The sequence below is a fragment of the Pseudomonas baetica genome, assembly GCF_019733355.1.
Taxonomy (GTDB): domain Bacteria; phylum Pseudomonadota; class Gammaproteobacteria; order Pseudomonadales; family Pseudomonadaceae; genus Aquipseudomonas; species Aquipseudomonas baetica_A.
In genome coordinates this window covers 94801-112027 of record NZ_JAIHLQ010000023.1, presented here as the reverse complement: position 1 = coordinate 112027, position 17227 = coordinate 94801, and the positions used below count along the sequence as shown (strand labels likewise).

Here is a 17227-nt window from a genome sequence, read left to right as displayed (position 1 = left end):
CTCCCACATTGGCATGCGTTCCCCCTGTGGGAGCGGGCTTGCTCGCGAAGGCGACAGGCCAGGCAATACAGAACAAGCCCCTGAACCCAAATCCCCGAATACCACTATCAGCCGTTTTTGCCTCACTGCCACATGACGGACGCATTACAACTCTAGGATTGGCCTCATCTGCTTGATGAGGTCTGTCCCATGAATCCTGCCATCGCAACCACCCTGACTCACCCCGGCGCACCGATGAAAGTGCGCGGCGTGCAGAAGCGCTTCGGCGCGTTCACCGCGCTGGATAACGTCTCTCTCGACGTCGCCGCCGGTGAACTGGTCTGCCTGCTCGGCCCGTCCGGTTGCGGCAAAACTACGTTGCTGCGTTGCATCGCCGGTCTGGAAAAGCAGGACAGTGGCGAGTTGTACCTCGGTGACCGCGATGTCTCGAATCTCGCCCCGCAGGCCCGGGACTACGGGATTCTGTTTCAGTCCTACGCACTGTTCCCCAATCTGACGGTGGAGGCGAACATTGCCTACGGCCTCGCCGGCAGCGGTCGCGATGAAGTGCGCCGCCGCGTCGGTGAGATGCTGGAACTGGTCGGCCTCACCGGCAGTGAGAAAAAGTACCCCGGCCAATTGTCCGGCGGCCAACAGCAACGGGTTGCGCTGGCCCGCGCTCTGGCCCCGGCACCGTCGCTGCTGCTGCTCGACGAACCGATGTCGGCCCTTGACGCCCGGGTGCGTGAGCATTTGTGTACCGAACTGCGCCAACTGCAACGCAACCTCGGCATCACCACTCTGATGGTCACGCACAATCAGGACGAAGCCATGCTGATGGCCGACCGCATCGCCGTGATGAATAACGGCCGGGTCGAGCAGTACGCCACCCCGCAGGACATCTACAACCGCCCGGCCACACCGTTTGTGGCCGAGTTTGTCGGCCAAGGTAACTGGCTGCCGTTCCAGCGCAGCAGCGACAGTCACGCCCGGGTGGGCGGGATGGATGTGCGTCTGGCGGATGGCAGCGTGAGCGGCGCCTCGGGCCGGCTGTTCTGCCGCCCCGAAGCGATCAACGTCAACCCGCTGGTACACGAAGAAAACCTGTTCCCGGCCAAAGTGCGCGAGATCACCTTCCTCGGCAACCGCTGCCGCATGAGCTTCGAACTCGATCAACTGCCGGGCCATGCACTGCTCGCCGAACTGGCGCCGGAGGCCATGCCGCGCCTCGGCGCCCAGCAGATCATGGTCGCCTTGCCGCCGCGCAGCCTGCAGGTGTTTGCCTGATGAGCAGCCCCCTCGCGCTGCCGCTCCCGCATAAACAGGTGCGTCAGACTTCTCGTGCCGAGATCGGCGACCGCATCTTCGTCGTCGGCGGCAAACTCCTGCTGCTGGTATTGCTTGGCGTTGCGGTGCTGTTGCCGTTACTGGCGATCTTCTGGCGCGGCTTCAGCAGCGAAGCCGGGCAGGGCGGTGGCTGGCTCGCCGCGAAAGAACTGGCGACCAGCGAGAATTTCCACTGGCTGCTCGGCAACAGCCTGAAAGTTTCCCTCAGCGTCGCGGCCATCGTCGTACCGCTGGCCTACCTGTTTGCCTACGCCCTGCAACGTACGTTGATTCCGGCCAAAGGCATCTGGCGCGGGATTTCCCTGCTGCCGCTGATGGCGCCGTCGATGCTGCCGGGGATTGCGCTGGTCTATCTGTTCGGCAATCAAGGCCTGTTGCGCGGGCTGCTCTCGGACAACATCTACGGGTTCTGGGGGATTGTGCTGGGTGAGGTGATCTACACCTTTCCCCATGCGCTGATGATTCTGCTGTCGGCGCTGTCGCTGGCCGATGCGCGGCTGTTCGATGCGGCGTCGAGCATGGGCGCCAGTCCGGCCAAGGCGTTTCGCAGCATCACTTGGCCGGCGACCCGACAGGCTGTGTTCGCCGCGTTCTGTCTGGTGTTCACCCTGACCATCACCGATTTCGGCGTGCCGGTGGTGGTCGGTGGCGACTATCAGGTGCTGGCGCTGGAAGCCTACAAAGCCGTGGTCGGCCAGCAGCAGTTCGGTCGCGGGGCTTTGATCGGCATGGTGCTGTTGTTGCCGGCGCTGTTCAGCTTCGGCGTCGACGCCTGGCTGCGTCGTCGTCATGGCGATTCCATGAGCGGCCGCGCCCAAGTGTTCAAACCGACGCCGTCGAAAGTGCGTGATGGCTGCTATCTGGTCATCGTCCTGCTGATCTGCGCGGCGTTGCTGCTGGTGTTCGGCATGGCGGTGTTTTCGTCACTGGTGAAGTTCTGGCCTTACAACCTGTCGCTGTCGCTCAACCACTACCAGTTCAATGAAACCGCTGGCGGTGGCTGGCTGGCCTACAGCAACAGCTTGAAGATGGCGCTGGGCACGGCGCTGATCGGCAGCGTGCTGATCTTCACTGGCGCGTATCTGATGGAGAAGACCCGCACACAACGCGGCCTCAACCTGACTCTGCGCATGCTCAGTTTCATCCCGATGGCGGTGCCTGGGCTGGTGCTCGGTCTGGGTTACGTCTTCTTCTTCAACCTCACCGGCAACCCGCTGCATGTGCTCTACGGGACGATGACCCTGCTGATCGTCTGCACCATTGCTCACTATTTGACCACCGCACAAATGACCGCGACCACCGCGCTGCGCCAACTCGACGCCGAGTTCGAAGCCGCCGCGCTGTCGCTCAAGGCGCCGCTGTACCGGCATTACCTGCGCGTGACCGTGCCGATCTGCCTGCCGGCGTTGCTGGACATCGTGCGCTACCTGTTCGTCTCGGCGATGACCACGGTTTCCGCAGCGATCTTCCTTTACAGCCCCGACACCATCCTCGCGGCGGTGGCGGTGCTGAACATGGATGACGCCGGCAACGTCGGCGGCGCGGCGGCGATGTCGACCCTGATTCTGTTCACCTCGGCGGGCGTGTCCTTGCTGCTGGCGTGGGCTTCGCGCGGCTTGCTGCGCCGTTCCCAGGCCTGGCGGCAAACCGCGCCCGGTCACTGATTTTTCCCGTAACCCTCAACTCAAAAAGACAGGAAAACGATCATGTTCAAGCCTATGGCCCTGGCCGCTGCTGTGCTCGCCACTTTCAGCCTGAATGCCTTCGCGGCGAAAACCGAGTTGACGGTGTACACCGCCCTCGAAGCCGAGCAACTGAAGTCCTACAAGGACGCCTTCGAAAAGGCCAACCCAGACGTCGAGATCAAATGGGTGCGCGATTCCACCGGGATCATCACCGCCAAACTGCTGGCCGAAAAGGCCCGTCCGCAGGCTGACGCCGTGTGGGGCCTGGCCGCCTCGAGCCTGGCGATCCTCGACCAGCAAGGCATGCTGCAAAGTTACGCGCCGAAGGATTTGGGCAAGATCGGCGCGAACTACCGCGACGCCGCCAACCCGCCTGCCTGGGTCGGCATGGACGTCTGGGCCGCGACCATTTGCTTCAACACCGTCGAAGCCGAGAAGCAGGGCCTGAGCAAACCGGTGAGCTGGCAGGACCTGACCAAGCCTGAGTACAAGGGCAAGATTGTCATGCCCAACCCGGCGTCGTCCGGCACCGGTTTCCTCGACGTCAGCGCCTGGCTGCAAACCTTCGGCGAGAAGCAGGGCTGGGCGTACATGGACGGCCTGCACCAGAACATCGGCCAGTACGTTCACTCCGGCTCCAAGCCTTGCAAACTGGCGGCGGCGGGCGAGTTCCCGATTGGTATTTCCTTCGAATACCCGGCCGTTCAGTTGAAGCGCCAGGGCGCGCCGCTGGACATCATCCTGCCGAAGGAAGGCCTGGGCTGGGAGATCGAAGCCACGGCCGTGATCAAAGGCACGCCGCATGAAGACGCCGCGAAGAAACTCGCCGACTTCTCCGCCAGCGCCGAGGCGATGGATCTGTACAAGGAGAACTTCGCCGTACTCGCGCAGCCGGGGATTGCCAAGCCGCAGACCGAATTGCCGGCTGATTACGAGCAGCGTTTGATCAAGAACGACTTCGCCTGGGCCTCGAAGCATCGCGACGAGATCCTCACCGAATGGCGCAAGCGTTATGACGGCAAGTCCGAGAAAGTCGTCGCCAAGTAAGCTCTTTATCGACTGACAGGGCCCCTTCGCGAGCAAGCCCGCTCCCACATTGGATCTTCAGTGAACGCATATTCTGTGGGCACCCAAAATCACCTGTGGGAGCGGGCTTGCTCGCGAAGGCGGTCTCCCATTCAGGGAAAATTTCCATGACACAACACAACGACCTGCTCATCGTCGGCGCCGGCATTCTCGGCTTGTCCCACGCCTACGCCGCCGCCAAACGCGGCCTCAAGGTCGCCGTTTTCGAACGCACGGCCACGCCCCTCGGCGCCTCGGTGCGCAACTTCGGCCAGGCACTGGTCACCGGCCAGCCACCCGGGCCGATGCTGGAGTTGGCCAAGGCCAGCCGCGAGATCTGGGGCGACTGGGCGCAGCTCGCCGGCCTGCAAATCAAGCGCAACGGCTCGTACCTGTTTGCCCGCACTGAAGCTGAAGAACACCTGCTCGAAGCCTTTTGCGCCGGTCGCGCCGTGGAACACGGTTACAACGTCGACTTCTTGCGCGGCGCCGCGTTGCGCGATCTCTACCACGGCCAGTTCAGCCATCACCGTGCGGCACTTCACGGCATCGACGATCAACAGCTGTATTCGCGTGAAGCGATTCCGGCATTGATCGAGTACATGCGCCGCGACCTCGGCGTCGAGTTTCACTTCTCGACGCTGGTACGCGACGTCGAACCGGGGCGCCTGCACAGCACGGCCGGCATCTTCACCGCTGAACAGATCATCGTCTGCTCCGGCCATGATTATCAGACCCTGCTGGCCGAGCCGATTGCCGCGCTCGACCCGCAAATCTGCCGCCTGCAAATGCTCCGCGCCAAACCGCAAGTCGAGCTGAACCTGCAACACGCCTTGCTCACGGGGTTGAGCGGCGTGCACTACGGCGCCTTCGCCGACTTGCCGGAAGCGGCGGCGGTGCAGGCGCAGATCCTGCGCGAACAACCGCACCTGCATGAAAACGGCATTCATCTGCTGATCAGTCCGACACCGTATGGCGAGTTGATCATCGGCGATTCGCACCACTACGGCAGCGATCCGTCGCCGTTCAACGCCGAGCAAGTCGACACCTGGATGCTCGAACTGGCCGAACACACTCTCGGCTGCAAGGTGCAAGTGATCGAGCGCTGGCAGGGTGTCTATGGCGCCCGTGGGCCTGGGCCGTTTTCGTTCCTGCGCCCGGCGCCGGGGCTGAGTGTGGCGCTGATGCACACCGGTGTCGGCATGAGCGTCGGCCCGGCGATGGCTGAGCGCAATGTGGCGCAGTTGCTGGGGGACATTTGATGGCAGGTCACAAGGCCTTCATTCGCGAGCAAGCCCGGGGGAATGCGTTTTCCTGCGGGAGCGGGCTTGCTCGCGAAGAGGCTGGTTCAGGCGCTACAAATCCTCAGCCAAAGACTCAATCTGCTCCTGCCGCTCGGCCTGATTCAACTTCGCCTGTGGATTCAGCGACGACCACTGCGGATGCGCCCGCGCCTTGCTCAGCGCCTCCGGCAACTTGCCTTCGCGCCAGGTTTTGTCCTGCGGTGTTGCAACCTGGACCGCGTCCAGCGCTGCATGCCCACGCTGATCGAGCGCCAATAGCAATTGCCGCTGGCGCAATGCCAACAGCCGCAACACTGCGTCATCAACCGTCAACTCGCGCTGGCCTTTGATCTTGCTCAGCAAGCGACTGCCATAACTGCGCGCCGTTTGCAGCGCACCACCGGCAATCGCACCGGCCAGTGCGGCGGCGCCGAGGGTGATGCCGCCCACCAGCAAATCCACGCCAGCCCCGGCGGCCGCTCCGGCAGCGATCCCGCCGCCCACGCGCACACCGAGTTGCTTCAAGGTTTCCGGGTTGAACAGGTCATCGCCCCAGCGCCCATCGAGCAGCGGCAAATCACTGGCCGCCGCATCTTGCGGGCGAAACGCATACAGCTTGAGCAGCGCTTCGACGCACTTCTGTTCGCGCTGACGCACAGCCTTGCGCAATTCGCTGATGGCTTGCTGTTCCTGCTCCGCCTCGCTGACCACGCTGCGGCGGCACGCGGCGCAGTCGATCAGCAATTCGGCAATCAACCGCGCTGCACTGTGCTGCCGGGCGAGTCGCTGTGCCTGCTGATCAGCAATCAAGCGTTCCAGTTGCGGCCGGGCGTTTTCCAGCAACAAGGCGAGGCTTTCATACAGCCGTCGCTCACCATCCTCGGGCGGCGCCACGCTGTCGAAACGCACTAGCGCATGCAGACCAAGACGCGCCAACGCGTCACGCCAATCCGGTTCGCGGTGGTGGGCGCTGCTGACGAAATTGAGCACCGGCAGCAGCGGTTTGCCGCAACTGGCCAACACTTCCAGTTCATCGCGGTACTTGGCCAGCACCGGCTCGCGGGCGTCGATCACATACAAACCGGCGTCGGAGGCGAGCAGTTGCCGCAACACTTTGGCTTCCTGTTCGAAACGCTGGCGCGCCTCGCTGCCGTCGAGAAACCGCGTCAGCCGCGCCGGGCCGTCGAGGCGCTCGCCGGGGCGCTCCAGGCGTTCGAGAAAATCCAGCAGGGCGATGGCGTCTTCCAGCCCCGGCGTGTCATAAAGGTCGAGCAACGGCTCGCCGTCCACCGACAGCCGCGCGCCCTCGACATGCCGGGTGGTACTCGGCCGATGCGAGACTTCGCCGAAACCGACATCGCGAGTCAGGGTACGCAACAGCGAAGTCTTGCCAACGTTGGTGTGGCCGACCACGGCGAGTTTCAGCGGCGCTTTGAAGGCATCAGTCATGACCGTTCTCCAGCCAGTTCAACGGCGCGCAATCGGCGAAGGGCAGATCCAGTTGTTGCAGTGCGATGTGCCAGTCGCCGAGGCGTTCGGCGTCCAGCGCTTCACCGGGCGGCGCTTGCAGCAGCCAGACGCGGGTGGCGCTGGCGTTGCGCGCCAGTTCGGCGATCAGCGCGAGGCTGCCGCGATCCGGCGAGCGTCGTGGGTCGCAGGCAATCGCCAGCCGCGCCGGGGGAAAGCGACTGAGTTGTTCGAGCAGTTTGTTGCGTGATTCGCGGCTGTCGAGGACGCCGGCGTTGCTGACGTTTTTCGGCAGCGCCGGCGGCCATGGGCGTTGCTCGTCGAGTTCGATCGCCACCAGCAATGCGCCTTCGCTGGCGTGTTCGCTGACGCTGCTTTCGACGCGGTGCAATTGCTCAGGCGCGGCGTCGGTGACGCCGAGGCGTTCGCTGGTCGGCATCAGGCGTTCGCGCAGTTGGGCGTAGCCGGGCAGGTTCAGGTCCAGATGCAGCGCCGCTTTGCCGCTGTTCCAACGCCAGAAGCACAACAGCGTCAGCAGCAAGCGCGGCAGCACGCCGTAAACCACCAGCACGCCCACCAGCCACGTCGCCCAGGCCTGACGCGCGCTTTCGATATCCAGCGCAGCGTCACCGCTGGCGCGGATCATTTCCACCGTCGGCACATTGAAACCGAGCAGCGCCGGCAGCGAACCGAGGGCCTGGGTCATGTTGATGAACGTGTCGGCGCTGAGAATCGTGGTTTCCCAGACGAAGCCGTAGCGCCGCGTCGCCATCAGGGTCAGCAGCAACAGCAACGCGCTGAGCATCGCCAGCAGCCACAGGCCGTTGACCATTGCGCCGAGGGCCCAGCGATTGAGTTTCTTGCGTTGCAGCATCAGCAGCAGGGCCGGCGCCAGTTGCGAGGCTTTGGCATCGCGGGCGAGTTTTTCGCTGAGCCATAACCACAGGCGCCCGAGGGTGGCGCCGTGTTCGCCGGCAAAGATCAGCCCCAGCGCCCAGCTCAGCAGCAGAATCAGATTCAGCCCGAGCAGGCTGCCCAAGGCCCAGAACACATTGACCGGGGTTTGCCCAAGCGCGGCGAAGGCCAGTCCGGCGCCGCTCAAGACGGCGAAAACCATCAGCAGCACCAGCGCCAGACGCGCGCCTTGCAGCCAGTGTTTGAGAGCGCTCGTCAGCCCGTCACGCTCAGCCAGCCACAGCGCACGGCGTTGAATACGGCTCGGCAAATCACCGCCGGCCGCGCGGGCCAAACGATTGGCTTCCAGGTCATCCAGCGGCCCGGCATGTTCTTCGCGCAGGCGCACGGTTTCGGTCAACCAGAGGTTTTGCAGTGGAGTCAGTGCTGTCACGCGGCATCCCGTCGCTCAATTGAGCCGTGAGCATAACCGCTGTGGCGCTTATCGGGTCAAGCGAGGCTCTGGTATCCTCGCCGGCATGACTAAAACACTCCCCCTCAGCCTGATCGCAGCCCTCGGTGAAAACCGCGTGATCGGCGTCGACAACAGCATGCCCTGGCACCTGCCGGGGGACTTCAAATACTTCAAGGCCACGACCTTGGGCAAGCCGATCATCATGGGTCGCAAGACCTGGGACTCGCTCGGTCGTCCGCTGCCCGGGCGCTTGAACATCGTGGTCAGCCGCCAGGCCGATCTGGTGCTCGAAGGTGCGCAGGTTTATCCGTCGCTGGAGGCAGCTGTGGCTCGCGCTGAAGAATGGGCAAAGGCGCAGGGCGTCGATGAGCTGATGCTGATTGGCGGCGCGCAGTTGTATGCGCAAGGGCTGGCGCAGGCGGATCGTCTGTACCTGACCCGTGTGGCGCTGAGCCCGGAGGGCGATGCGTGGTTTCCGGAGTTTGATTTGAACCAGTGGAAACTGGTGTCGAATGTGCCGAATCCGGCTGAAGGTGATAAGCCCGCCTACACCTTCGAGGTCTGGGAAAAAGCTTAAGAGCTTCGTCGGAACGCCGCCCGGAGCAAGCCCGCTCCCACAGGGGATTTGTGTCGATCACAGATCCAATGTGGGAGCGAGCCTGCTCGCGAAGAGGGCAGGTCAGGCAAAGAACAACTTAAGCCTGTGCCAACTCCGGATGCTCATCGGCATCCAGCAGTGCTTTATCGGTCTGCTGCATCACCTGACTGGTAATCGCCCCGGCGGTGATCGCTCCACTCACGTTCAACGCTGTACGCCCCATGTCGATCAGCGGCTCAACCGAAATCAGCAACGCCACCAGTGACACCGGCAAGCCCATCGCCGGCAGCACGATCAGCGCGGCAAACGTCGCACCGCCGCCCACGCCCGCCACACCGGCCGAACTCAGCGTGACAATCGCCACCAGCGTCGCGATCCACAGCGGGTCCAGCGGGTTGATGCCCACGGTCGGCGCTACCATCACCGCCAACATCGCCGGGTACAGGCCTGCGCAGCCGTTCTGGCCGATGGTCGCACCGAACGATGCAGCAAAGCTTGCAACGGATGGTGGAATGCCCAGACGGCGGGTCTGCGCTTCGATGCTCAGCGGAATGCTCGCCGCGCTGGAACGGCTGGTGAACGCAAACGTCAGCACCGGCCAGATCTTGCGGAAGAAACGCAGCGGGTTGATCCCGGCCGCCGACACCAGCACGCCGTGCACCACAAACATCAGGCCCAGACCGAGGTACGACACCACGACGAAACTGCCGAGTTTGATGATGTCCTGCAGGTTGGAACCAGCAACTACTTTGGTCATCAGCGCCAGCACGCCGTACGGGGTCAGCTTCATCACCAGGCGCACCAGGCGCATCACCCAGGCTTGCAGGGTGTCGATGGCGTTGATCACTTTCTGACCTTTCTCGACGTCATCCTTGAGCAGTTGCAGCGCAGCGACCCCAAGGAACGCCGCGAAAATCACCACGCTGATGATCGAGGTCGGCTTGGCCCGCGCCAGGTCAGCGAACGGGTTCTGCGGGATGAACGACAGCAGCAGTTGCGGCACATTCAGGTCGGCGACCTTGCCGGCGTAGTCGGTCTGAATGGTTTGCAGGCGGGCCATTTCCTGGGTGCCGGCCACCAGACCTTCAGCGCTGAGGCCGAACAGGTTGGTCAGGCCGATACCGACCAACGCCGCAATCGCGGTGGTGAACAGCAGCGTGCCGATGGTCAGGAAACTGATTTTGCCCAGCGACGAGGCGTTGTGCAGGCGAGCCACCGCGCTGAGGATCGAAGCGAACACCAGCGGGATGACGATCATTTGCAGCAACTGCACGTAACCGTTGCCGACCAGATCGAACCAGCCAATCGAGGCTTTCAGCACTGGATTGCCCGCCCCGTAAACGGCGTGCAGAGCTATACCGAACGTGACACCGAGGGTCAGCGCGAGCAGGACTTTTTTCGCCAGGCTCCATTGGGTGCGGCGGGTTTGTGCCAGACCCAAGAGCAGGGCGAGGAACACCAGCAGGTTGAGAATCAACGGTAGATTCATGAGAACTCCAGGAAAGACTTTGCCAGCAGCCTTGCGGGGCTGCTGCGAACCGGCAAGCCTAACAGTTTGATTTTCAATGAATTAATACCGAAAACGTATGGTGATAGTCGCTTTTGGAATAAGTGGGCGTCGCTCTGGGGAATGCATCTGGCGTGATGGAGACGTGGACGGTCGCTGACAGATGAAAACGGTCACACTTATTTGTTACCGTCGGTCTCTTTGATCAGGGAGAAGGGCTTATGAAGTTTGCACCGAAATTTCTGGCTGTCGCACTGACTGTGGGTTTAGGTCTGGCCGGTCAGGCGTTCGCCACCGATTTGAAACACTGGCCAGCCGATCAGGCCAAGGCGCTGGACGCGATGATTGCCGCCAACGCCAACAAAGGTAACTACGCGGTGTTCGACATGGACAACACCAGTTACCGCTATGACCTGGAAGAGTCCTTGTTGCCGTTCATGGAAAACAAGGGCCTGATCACCCGCGACAAACTCGACCCCTCCCTGAAACTGATTCCGTTCAAGGACACCGCCGACCACAAGGAAAGCCTGTTCAGTTACTACTATCGCCTCTGCGAAGTCGACGACATGGTCTGCTACCCGTGGGTCGCGCAGGTGTTCTCCGGCTTCACCCTCAAGGAACTCAAAGGCTACGTCGATGAACTGATGGCTTCGGGCAAACCGGTGCCGGCGACTTATTACGACGGCGATGTGGTCAAGACGCTCGACGTCAATCCGCCGAAAATCTTCACCGGGCAGCAAGAGCTCTACAACAAGCTGATGGAGAACGGCATCGAGGTCTATGTGATGACCGCCGCGTCTGAAGAACTGGTGCGCATGGTCGCCGCCGATCCGAAGTACGGCTACAACGTCAAACCACAGAACGTGATTGGCGTGACGACGCTGCTGAAGAACCGCGAGACCAACGAACTGACCACCGCGCGCAAGCAGATCACTGCCGGCAAATATGACGAGAAGGCCAACCTGGGTCTGGAGATGACGCCATACCTGTGGACCCCGGCAACCTGGATGGCCGGCAAGCACGCCGCCATCCTGACCTACATCGACGAGTGGAAAAAACCGGTACTGGTCGGTGGCGACACCCCAACCAGCGACGGTTACATGCTGTTCCACGATGTCGACGTGGCCAAGGGCGGCATTCACTTGTGGATCAACCGCAAAGACAAATACATGACGCAGTTGAACGGCATGATGGCCAAGCACGCTGCGGCGCAGGCCAAGGAAGGGTTGCCGGTGACGGCAGACAAGAACTGGGTGATCGTCAAGCCTGAAGAAATCCAGTAAGCCCCGATCCTCTGTGGGAGCTCAGATTCCGGGTGCACTGACAGTCCCTGTGGGAGCGGGCTTGCTCGCGAAGAGGGAGTGTCAGGCGAGAGATTTTTTGACAGGTAGACCGCTTTCGCCAGCAAGCCCGCTCCCACCGTTTTGATCTTCAGTGTCTGGAGAATCTGGCCAGACAAAAAAATGCCTCGCACTTGGCGAGGCATTTTTGTTCCTGCGATTGACGCTTACAGCCCGTCAAGCATCGCCTTGTTACGCACAGCACCTTTGTCGGCACTGGTCGCCAGCAGGGCGTAAGCCTTCAGCGCGGTGGTCACTTTGCGTGGACGCACTTCCACAGGTTTCCAGCCTTTCTTGTCCTGCTCGACCCGGCGTGCCGCCAGTTCTTCGTCGCTGACCAACAGATTGATCGAGCGGTTCGGAATGTCGATCAGCACTTTGTCGCCATCCTGCACCAGACCGATCGCACCGCCGGCCGCAGCCTCTGGAGAAGCGTGGCCGATGGACAGGCCCGAAGTACCGCCGGAGAAACGGCCGTCGGTGAGCAAGGCACAGGCTTTGCCCAGGCCTTTGGATTTCAGGTACGAGGTCGGGTAGAGCATTTCCTGCATGCCCGGGCCGCCTTTCGGACCTTCGTAGCGAATGATGACGATGTCGCCTTCTTTCACTTCGTCGGCGAGGATGCCGCGCACGGCGCTGTCCTGACTTTCGAAGATCTTCGCGTTGCCTTCGAACACATGGATCGACTCGTCGACACCGGCGGTTTTCACCACGCAGCCGTCCTGCGCGATGTTGCCGTACAGCACGGCCAGGCCACCTTCTTTCGAGTAGGCGTGTTCGAAACTGCGGATGCAGCCGTTTTCACGGTCGTCATCCAGGGTTTCCCAACGAGTCGACTGACTGAACGCAGTCTGGGTCGGAATGCCCGCCGGGCCTGCCTTGAAGAAGTGGTGCACGGCTTCGTCGGTGGTCTGGGTGATGTCCCACTTGGCGATGGCTTCTTCCATGCTGCGGCTGTGTACGGTCGGCAGGTCGGTGTGCAACAGGCCGCCACGGGCCAGAGAACCAAGGATGCTGAAGATACCGCCAGCACGGTGTACGTCTTCCATGTGGTACTTCTGGATGTTCGGCGCGACTTTGCACAGTTGTGGAACGCTGCGCGAAAGACGATCGATGTCGCGCAGGTCGAAATCGATCTCGGCTTCCTGAGCGGCCGCCAGCAAGTGCAGGATGGTGTTGGTCGAACCGCCCATGGCGATGTCGAGCATCATCGCGTTCTCGAACGCCTTGAAGTTGGCGATGTTGCGCGGCAATACCGACTCATCGTTGTCGCCGTAGTAACGCTTGCACAACTCGACGATGGTGCGGCCGGCCTGCAAGAACAGTTGTTCGCGATCGCTGTGGGTGGCCAGGGTCGAACCGTTGCCCGGCAATGCCAGGCCCAGGGCTTCAACCAGGCAGTTCATCGAGTTGGCGGTGAACATGCCGGAGCAGGAACCGCAGGTCGGGCAGGCGCTGCGCTCGTACTCGGCAACCTTCTCGTCAGAAGCGCTGGAGTCGGCGGCAATCACCATGGCGTCGACGAGGTCGAGGCCGTGGGACGCGAGTTTGGTCTTGCCGGCTTCCATCGGGCCGCCGGAAACGAAGATCACCGGAATGTTCAGGCGCAGGGCGGCCATCAGCATGCCCGGGGTGATCTTGTCGCAGTTGGAAATGCAGACGATGGCGTCGGCGCAGTGGGCGTTGACCATGTATTCGACGGAGTCGGCGATGATCTCGCGGCTCGGCAGCGAATAGAGCATGCCGTCGTGGCCCATGGCGATGCCGTCATCCACGGCGATGGTGTTGAATTCTTTCGCGACGCCACCGGCGCGTTCGATTTCGCGAGCGACCAGTTGGCCCAGGTCTTTCAAGTGCACGTGGCCCGGCACGAACTGGGTAAACGAGTTGGAAATGGCGATGATCGGCTTTTTGAAGTCGTCATCTTTCATCCCGGTGGCGCGCCACAGTGCGCGGGCGCCGGCCATGTTGCGGCCGTGGGTGGATGTTTTCGAACGGTAATCAGGCATTGAAGCACTCCGGGCGGCTAATCAGGTATCAAAGGGGAAGTGAGCTTCTATTGACGTCTGGAACACCCGGTAATGGCCGTGTGTCTGGAAGTGGCCGATGACGTTGCGGGATCGCCGCTGGTCTCAGCCTGAGCTCATAAACCCGCCGGGGGATGAATGGCGATGAATCTGGCGATTCTACACCGCTGGCGTCTGGAGGGAATGGCGCAAAGTGTTGTTGCAGTGCCAGCGGTGGTTGCGGGATGACGACTGGCAGGATTAATCCCCGTCCGGTTGCGCGGTGGCGTTGATCTTGAGCATGTTGGCGCGGCGGCTGATCCCCCTGTTCAACGCCAGAGCCACGCAACTGAGCAACACGAAGCAGTAACCCAGCGTGGATTGCAGGTTGGCCGGGCTCAGGCTGATCAATGCACTGATCATTGCGCCGCAAATGAAGATGATCGTGCTGCCAGCCGAAGCGGACGTGCCGGCGTTTTCGGGAAACAGGCCCATGGCCCGCGAGGTGGCTGCCGGTCGTGCGATGGTGGTGCCAGCCGTGCAGATCAGCATCGGGATCAAAACCGTGGCTGGGGCCAGTGCATGGTTGGCCGCCAGATAGAGCATCACCAATCCTGACAGCAGGATCAGACTCAGCCCGGTGATGATCTGCCGGCCCGGCGTGATGCGTCGGTTCAGTACGGTGGCGATGATGCCGCCGACGACATACGCGGCGCCGTACACCAGCAGGATCAGCGAAAAATCATAGGCCGACAGTTGCAGTTGATCCATGAAGATCAGTGGGGAAATCACGATAAAGGAAAAATGACAGGCGAATGCGAAGGCTGAAATCAGCCAGTAGCCGACGAAGTCGAAATCTCCCAGCACCCGCCGATAGGCCTTGAGAAAACCCGGGTGCGTGCCGCTGACGACAGGGCGAGTGTTCTCCAGAAACAGCCAGGCCTTGATCAGCACCGTGGCGGCCAGCGCGATGAATACCCCGAAACTGCCGCGCCAGCCAAGGGTAGCTTGCAGAAAGGTGCCGGCCAGCGGCGACACTGAGATAAAAATCCCGGTGGCCGTGACCATCAGAATACGCAAGCGATCACGCTCCTCGACTTCGAACAGGTCCTGCACCAGTGCCTGGGACAGCACAAAACAGCCACAACCCAAGGCCTGCACCACCCTGAACATCAGGAACAGCGTGTAGTCGCCGGTCATCACGCAACCGAAGGCGCCGAGCATCGATACGCTCATGCCTGCGAGCAACAAGCCCTTGCGTCCGATCACGTCGGACAGCGGGCCGATCAACAACTGGGCAAATGCGATGCCCACGGCGAACAGACTGATTGAAAGCGCGATGTCCGCCGGTGTGCTGCGGAAATGCGCCGCCAGTGCCGGAAATGATGGAAGCAGGACATCCAGTGGAAACACGCCGAGTAGCACCATTGCCAGTAACAGGCCGACAGCCCCGCGACGCTGGCGTGTGGTTACCGCGTACTTTCCGTTATCCATCGATCAGTCCTGCCTTGGCAAAAAGTGTCTGGTTATGGGGCGTTGCGAAAAACCCGGCCTTGCGCAGTGCATCCAGCGTAGCGATGGAGCCTGAACGTGCGCGTGCGCGGTTGGCCTGCACCGTTGCCATGCTGGCGACAATGTCCATCACGTCGCTGTCGGCAATGCCTGCACCGCGCAGGCTTTGCTGCAGCCAGCGTTCGTCGACCTCGAAGAAAAGCCCGATGATCTCCAGCAACGTTCTGCTTGCAAACGTGCGCTGGCGACTGTTCATCGAAAGCCAGAAGTAATGGAACACTTCGGCAAAGTAGCGGCTGTGGCGGGCTTCGTCGGCCAGATGATCGCGCAGCATGTCGTTCACGCTGGACACCAGACTGTCGCGACAGACGTCCAGCAGCTCCCGGGCGATGATGGTCTCCGAGACGAAGCCAAGCAGAAGCCATGCCAGTGCACGGTGCTTCTCCGGGGTGCGGGCGATCAGTGCGTTCATGCGAGTGATCCGCTTCGGAATCGCCGGACGCGCGCTCATCCCGTAGAACCTAGCGATCTGTTCCGCGAGACGATTGGAGAACAGCGCGTGGTAGCCCTCGTCGGTATAGAGTTGCAGCGCCGCGTGTTTCATTGGCATAGGCACATAGATAGGCAGTTCCCGATGAACGATGACCTCAACCGCGCGATTGACGATGCGATGTTCGAGCAGGGTGGTGTAATCGAGAAAGTGCACCAGATGGTTGGCCGTCAGTCGGTGTTGCACCTCGCGTCCGGCGGCCTCGATGGCCGGGTGGGCCAGATAAGGCAAAAAGGCCGGTGGAAACCAGTAGCGGGTTTGCAGTTGCTGCAGCACGTCGTCCGGCAATTGATAGTCGTGGGTACTGCTGCGTACCGAGGCGCGGCTGTCCCAATCCCCCAGGGTGAATTTAAGCGCCCATGACACCGGTACTTCGTTCGAATCCGGGATAAGGAGGGTCATGCTTGTACCTCGCGCAAGAGATCACGCATTTCCTGGCACATCACCTGTCCGTCACTTTCTCCGCAGCCAACAAAGAACAAAGGTTGTTCAGCGCTTCCCTCGATTTTGAGGAGTGTTTCGACCTGCTTGTCGGCAAATGCACCGGTCAACCAGGTGTTGAGACCCAGTGCTGTGGCGATCAGTTGAAAGGTCTGCGACAGATGACCCGCCTCAACGAATGCCATGCGATAGGCCCGTGAGTGCTCGTACTTCCACCAGAGCCGGTCGAATCGAGCGGTGATGAACAATCCCAGCGGCAGGTTGTTGATGAAGTGCTGGCCGCCCAGCAAGTCGCCCAGCGCTGGTTGAGGCAGGGGATTGACCCGGCTGATGGTGTGTTCGGCAGGGTGATAGGCGTAGATGCCGGGCTCCAGGTTGTCGACGTTGCGCACCAGCAGAAACCCTTCGCACGCATTCAGGCCACCACCGGACGGACTGCTGCGACGTGCGCCAAGGTCTTGGGCAATGCTGTCGTCGCGATTGAGGTCGCGCTCATGGAGGTAACCGAGTGATAGGTAAAGCAGGGTGCCGACGTCGTCGAGCGTCATCGCTGCGCCGGTGTAGGAGCGGCAGGTTTTGCGCTGGAGCAGCGCATTGCCCAGGCTGTCGTTGTTCAATCCTCGCGGGAGGGGCAAAGCGATGCGCTGTTCGGCCGCATGCATGGGCCGCTCTGTTGCGGGGGCCGAGGTGGCCAATACTTCGTTGCAGTGCGCCAGATACAGCCTGGACCACTCATGAATATTCTGCGGGCTGTGTTCGCAGGGAATGTTTTGAGTGCCGATGTGATAGATCTTCGACAGTTCATCCCAGCCCCATGGCGGGTTGTCTATTTTTGAAACGGTTAGAATGCCCGCGCTTAATAGTTGCGTGTCTATTATGTTGTGTGGGTCGAAGAGGTCGGGGTTGCTTATTAGTTGGGCGAGGCGGGTTGAATAGTTCAGGTCAAGTTCATGTTGGGTGTGGTCTTTGTAGTTCCATACTATTAGTCCGGGCGAGCGCGGCAATATAAATAGATAAGGGTATATGTGCATGGTATTCATTCACTCTGGATGAAGTCGAAAGGACGCCGCGTTGCCGG

The 17227-nt window shown here is 61.5% G+C and carries 13 protein-coding genes; 6 read left to right on the top strand and 7 right to left on the bottom strand.

Going from position 1 to position 17227, the window contains the following annotated elements:
* Positions 1-189: 189 nt before the first annotated feature.
* From K5E40_RS21110 to K5E40_RS21095, 4 genes are all read left to right on the top strand, one after another.
* The gene (locus tag K5E40_RS21110; protein ID WP_221732427.1) at positions 190-1266 is read left to right on the top strand and encodes a putative 2-aminoethylphosphonate ABC transporter ATP-binding protein; all 1077 of its coding nucleotides are present in this window, start codon (positions 190-192) and stop codon (positions 1264-1266) included.
* Entirely contained in the window at positions 1266-2990 is a 1725-nt protein-coding gene (locus K5E40_RS21105; protein ID WP_221732426.1) for a putative 2-aminoethylphosphonate ABC transporter permease subunit, read from the top strand. The genes K5E40_RS21110 and K5E40_RS21105 overlap by 1 nt, the downstream gene beginning before the upstream one ends.
* A 42-nt stretch (positions 2991-3032) precedes the next feature.
* A complete protein-coding gene (locus K5E40_RS21100) occupies positions 3033-4058 on the top strand; it encodes a putative 2-aminoethylphosphonate ABC transporter substrate-binding protein (protein WP_221732425.1) in 1026 nt (341 codons plus the stop codon).
* Positions 4059-4204: 146 nt separating this feature from the next.
* Positions 4205-5338, top strand: coding sequence for a TIGR03364 family FAD-dependent oxidoreductase (locus tag K5E40_RS21095; RefSeq protein ID WP_221732424.1), 1134 nt, complete (start codon positions 4205-4207; stop codon positions 5336-5338).
* Between the two features lie 93 nt (positions 5339-5431).
* On the opposite strand, the gene K5E40_RS21090 is transcribed toward K5E40_RS21095, so the two are convergent.
* Together K5E40_RS21090 and K5E40_RS21085 are read right to left on the bottom strand one after the other, a co-directional pair.
* A complete protein-coding gene (locus K5E40_RS21090) occupies positions 5432-6808 on the bottom strand; it encodes a GTPase/DUF3482 domain-containing protein (RefSeq protein ID WP_221732423.1) in 1377 nt (458 codons plus the stop codon).
* Complete coding sequence (locus K5E40_RS21085; RefSeq protein ID WP_221732422.1) at positions 6801-8174, bottom strand: DUF2868 domain-containing protein; 1374 nt, start codon at positions 8172-8174, stop codon at positions 6801-6803. Before K5E40_RS21085 ends, K5E40_RS21090 begins: the two co-directional genes overlap by 8 nt.
* Before the next feature lie 85 nt (positions 8175-8259).
* Here K5E40_RS21085 and K5E40_RS21080 point away from each other — a divergent pair, with 85 nt between their 5' ends.
* Positions 8260-8772 carry a dihydrofolate reductase gene (locus tag K5E40_RS21080; RefSeq protein WP_221732421.1) on the top strand — a complete coding sequence of 171 codons (513 nt, stop codon included), beginning with the start codon at positions 8260-8262 and terminating at the stop codon, positions 8770-8772.
* Between the two features lie 118 nt (positions 8773-8890).
* On the opposite strand, the gene K5E40_RS21075 is transcribed toward K5E40_RS21080, so the two are convergent.
* The gene (locus tag K5E40_RS21075) at positions 8891-10282 is read right to left on the bottom strand and encodes an L-cystine transporter (protein ID WP_221732420.1); all 1392 of its coding nucleotides are present in this window, start codon (positions 10280-10282) and stop codon (positions 8891-8893) included.
* A gap of 239 nt (positions 10283-10521) precedes the next feature.
* Here K5E40_RS21075 and K5E40_RS21070 point away from each other — a divergent pair, with 239 nt between their 5' ends.
* Positions 10522-11583 carry a haloacid dehalogenase-like hydrolase gene (locus tag K5E40_RS21070; protein WP_221732419.1) on the top strand — a complete coding sequence of 354 codons (1062 nt, stop codon included), beginning with the start codon at positions 10522-10524 and terminating at the stop codon, positions 11581-11583.
* 224 nt (positions 11584-11807) lie between these two features.
* On the opposite strand, the gene ilvD is transcribed toward K5E40_RS21070, so the two are convergent.
* The 4 genes from ilvD to K5E40_RS21050 all read right to left on the bottom strand — a co-directional run bounded on the left by ilvD (position 11808) and on the right by K5E40_RS21050 (position 17180).
* Positions 11808-13649, bottom strand: coding sequence for a dihydroxy-acid dehydratase (ilvD, locus tag K5E40_RS21065; protein ID WP_221732418.1), 1842 nt, complete (start codon positions 13647-13649; stop codon positions 11808-11810).
* A gap of 258 nt (positions 13650-13907) precedes the next feature.
* Positions 13908-15140, bottom strand: a complete 1233-nt coding sequence (locus K5E40_RS21060; RefSeq protein ID WP_221732417.1) for an MFS transporter — start codon at positions 15138-15140, stop codon at positions 13908-13910.
* Entirely contained in the window at positions 15133-16110 is a 978-nt protein-coding gene (locus K5E40_RS21055; protein ID WP_221732416.1) for a diiron oxygenase, read from the bottom strand. The genes K5E40_RS21060 and K5E40_RS21055 overlap by 8 nt, the downstream gene beginning before the upstream one ends.
* On the bottom strand, positions 16107-17180 hold the full coding sequence (locus K5E40_RS21050) for a SagB family peptide dehydrogenase (RefSeq protein ID WP_221732415.1): 1074 nt from the start codon (positions 17178-17180) through the stop codon (positions 16107-16109). Before K5E40_RS21050 ends, K5E40_RS21055 begins: the two co-directional genes overlap by 4 nt.
* Positions 17181-17227: the final 47 nt, after the last annotated feature.

Bases quoted from the DNA above. Each gene is read 5' to 3' on its own strand.
- K5E40_RS21110 (WP_221732427.1), top strand. From the start codon at position 190: ATGAATCCTGCCATCGCAACCACCCTGACTCACCCCGGCGCACCGATG.
- K5E40_RS21105 (WP_221732426.1), top strand. From the start codon at position 1,266: ATGAGCAGCCCCCTCGCGCTGCCGCTCCCGCATAAACAGGTGCGTCAG.
- K5E40_RS21100 (WP_221732425.1), top strand. From the start codon at position 3,033: ATGTTCAAGCCTATGGCCCTGGCCGCTGCTGTGCTCGCCACTTTCAGC.
- K5E40_RS21095 (WP_221732424.1), top strand. From the start codon at position 4,205: ATGACACAACACAACGACCTGCTCATCGTCGGCGCCGGCATTCTCGGC.
- K5E40_RS21090 (WP_221732423.1), bottom strand. From the start codon at position 6,808: ATGACTGATGCCTTCAAAGCGCCGCTGAAACTCGCCGTGGTCGGCCAC.
- K5E40_RS21080 (WP_221732421.1), top strand. From the start codon at position 8,260: ATGACTAAAACACTCCCCCTCAGCCTGATCGCAGCCCTCGGTGAAAAC.
- K5E40_RS21075 (WP_221732420.1), bottom strand. From the start codon at position 10,282: ATGAATCTACCGTTGATTCTCAACCTGCTGGTGTTCCTCGCCCTGCTC.
- K5E40_RS21070 (WP_221732419.1), top strand. From the start codon at position 10,522: ATGAAGTTTGCACCGAAATTTCTGGCTGTCGCACTGACTGTGGGTTTA.
- ilvD (WP_221732418.1), bottom strand. From the start codon at position 13,649: ATGCCTGATTACCGTTCGAAAACATCCACCCACGGCCGCAACATGGCC.
- K5E40_RS21060 (WP_221732417.1), bottom strand. From the start codon at position 15,140: ATGGATAACGGAAAGTACGCGGTAACCACACGCCAGCGTCGCGGGGCT.
- K5E40_RS21055 (WP_221732416.1), bottom strand. From the start codon at position 16,110: ATGACCCTCCTTATCCCGGATTCGAACGAAGTACCGGTGTCATGGGCG.
- K5E40_RS21050 (WP_221732415.1), bottom strand. From the start codon at position 17,180: ATGCACATATACCCTTATCTATTTATATTGCCGCGCTCGCCCGGACTA.